This is a genomic window from Arthrobacter sp. 001422645 (assembly GCF_059816125.1).
Genome location: NZ_JCBANT010000029.1, coordinates 1 through 2710, shown reverse-complemented (window position 1 = coordinate 2710; position 2710 = coordinate 1). Strand labels below are relative to the sequence as shown.

The 2710-nt window shown below is 64.5% G+C and carries 1 protein-coding gene; it reads left to right on the top strand.

Annotation, left to right across the window (positions count from 1 at the left end; genetic code table 11):
- Positions 1-242: 242 nt before the first annotated feature.
- Positions 243-2687 carry an HAD-IC family P-type ATPase gene (locus tag AC6EUH_RS18215; protein WP_499739495.1) on the top strand — a complete coding sequence of 815 codons (2445 nt, stop codon included), beginning with the start codon at positions 243-245 and terminating at the stop codon, positions 2685-2687.
- Positions 2688-2710: the final 23 nt, after the last annotated feature.

Sequence of the window (2710 nt, the reverse complement as noted above, 5' to 3'; positions counted from 1 at the left end):
CCACCAGCCCCACACCCCAAAAACCCCGCCACCACACGGAAAACAAGCCCCCCGTGGTGCAGCACCGCACTCCATCGACCGGAAAACCCTGCCTGTGGGCTGCATCACCTGCATCCGGGGCTCTCTCCGGTTACGATCAGGGGGTGATGGCAGAACGCCGGCGCCGCAGGCCAGACTTCCTCCATCGGCGAGTGTCCGGACCGGCCGCCACCGGGTTATCCGGCGGCGAAGTATCCTCCCGGATGAGGCATGGCCTGGCCAACGTTGTACCGGACTCAACCAGCCGGAGCCTGTGGGAGATCGTCCGCGCCAATGTGCTGACTCTGTTCAATGCGATTGTGGGAACGAGTTTTGTCGTCCTGCTTGTGCTGGGCAGTTGGCAGGACGCCCTCTTCGGGCTGGCAGCTGTGGGCAATTCCGTCATAGGTGTCGTCCAGGAGTATCGGGCCAAACGTTCCCTGGACCGCCTCGCGGTCCTCGAGTCTCCGGTGGCCCGAGTTCTGCGTGACGGGTCCGTGCAGGAGGTCCCGACCGCCGACGTCGTGCTTGACGATGTCCTGGTCCTGCGGGCTGGCGACCAGGTCACAGCCGACGCCTCTGTCCTCGAGAGCGGCGGACTGGAAGCAGATGAATCCCTCCTGACTGGGGAAGCGGACCCGGTGGATAAGGAGGCGGGGACCGCAGTGCTGTCCGGTTCGATCCTTGTTGCCGGCCGGGGCATGGCACGGGTGATCCGGGTGGGCGCTGACTCCTTCTCCAGCGGGATCGCCGCAGATGCGAAGCGGTTCTCGCTGGTCAACTCCGAGATCCGCAACAGCCTCAACCGAATTCTTCGCTGGCTCAGCTGGGCGTTGTTGCCAGTTGCCCTCATCGTTGCCAACGGCGAGATACAGTCCCGGGGCGGCTGGGAGCAAGCGATCGCCAGCGGCGCCTGGACATCCGCGCTGGTGGGGGTGATTGCGAGCGTCATCGCCGTAATTCCGCTTGGCCTGGTCTTGCTCTCGAGCGTGGCTTTTGCTGTCGGCGGGATCCGGCTGGCGGGGAACAAGGTTCTCATACAGGAGCTGGCGGCGGTCGAGGGCCTGGCCCGCGTCGACGTCCTCTGTCTCGACAAGACCGGAACGCTCACTGAGGGCCGCATCATCTTTGACGGTGTGCATGAGCTTGCGGAGCCAGCGGAACCTGGTTGGGAGCGGGCCCTCGGCTGGTTCGCTAAGGATCCAGAGGCGAACGCGACGTCTCGCTGCCTTGAAGCGGCATTCGAGCACGACGGCGGTAACCCTGCGGTCTCATCGGTTCCGTTCTCTTCCGCCCGGAAGTGGAGTGCTGTGACGTTCGACGGCGGCGGAACCCCAGGGTTAGGCACATGGATCCTTGGCGCCCCGGAAGTTGTGTTGGCCGACGGTTCTGGTGGCGCAGACGCAGCGCCGGCAGCGCATGCCGCTCTGGGCAGGGCCGGCCGACTCGCCGAATACGGCCTGCGGACCGTCGTGCTGGCCTACGCCGCCGACACGACCATCACAGCCGACAACGCAACCCTGCCGGCAGTTGTTGAACCGGTGGTTGTGCTCACGTTTCGGGAGCAGATTCGGCCCGAGGCGCGACAGACGCTGGACTACTTCCGTGATGAGGGCGTGGAGCTGAAAATCATCTCGGGGGACGACCCCCGGACGGTCGCGGCGATTGCCCGCTCCGTGGGCGTGGACGTTGCGGAGGGATACGATGCCCGGAAACTTCCGGCCGATCCCCGGCGGCTAGAAGAGGTAGTGGCCAACAACACCGTGTTCGGTCGGGTGACTCCACACCAGAAGAGGGACATGGTGGCAGCACTTCAGCGGCGCGGGCACACGGTCGCGATGACCGGAGACGGCGTCAATGACGTACTCGCGTTGAAGGAGGCGGATTTGGGCATAGCCATGAACTCAGCGGCACCTGCCACGAAGGCAGTGGCACGGCTGGTGCTGCTGGATGGTCGTTTCGACCGGCTTCCGGCTGTGGTGGCTGAGGGCCGCAGGGTCATCGCCAACATCGAGCGTGTGTCGAAGCTCTTTCTTAGCAAATCGTCCTACTCAATCGCAATCGCGGTCAGCTTCGGATTGCTGAGTCTCCAATTCCCCTTCCTACCCCGCCAACTCTCCTTCACTGACGGTCTGACGATTGGCATTCCGTCCTTCTTCCTGGCGCTGATGGCAAACTCCAGCCGCTACCGTCCCGGGTTCCTGCGCAGGTCGCTTTTGTTCTCTGTGCCCGCCGGGCTCATTGTCGCGGCTTCATTGTTGAGCCTGAACCTCTACGCGCAGACGACCGGAGCGGCTGGGGCAGCACCGGAGTCGCTGCAGTCCGCATCTGTGCTGACGCTCTCGGTGTTGGGGTTGTGGATTCTCGCGGTGGTGTCACGCCCGCTTGATGTGAAAAAGGTGGCGGTGGTCCTCGCCATGTGCGCCATGCTCCTGATTTTGATCACCCAGCCGCTCGTCCAGGACTTCTTCCATCTCGCGCGTCCGCCGGCGGACTTACTGCGGGCTGCCGGGGCGGCTGCGCTGGGCGGGGGGGCTCGCTGTCGAGCTTCTGGCCTGGATCCATGGCAGGATGTTCCCGCGCTGACCGGGGCCGGGTGTCCTGGTGGTGGGATGGGGGGGTTTAAATGCGGGAGGACCCCCAACGTGGTTGGGGGTCCTCGACCTTAATGATGTTCCGGCGGTGACCTACT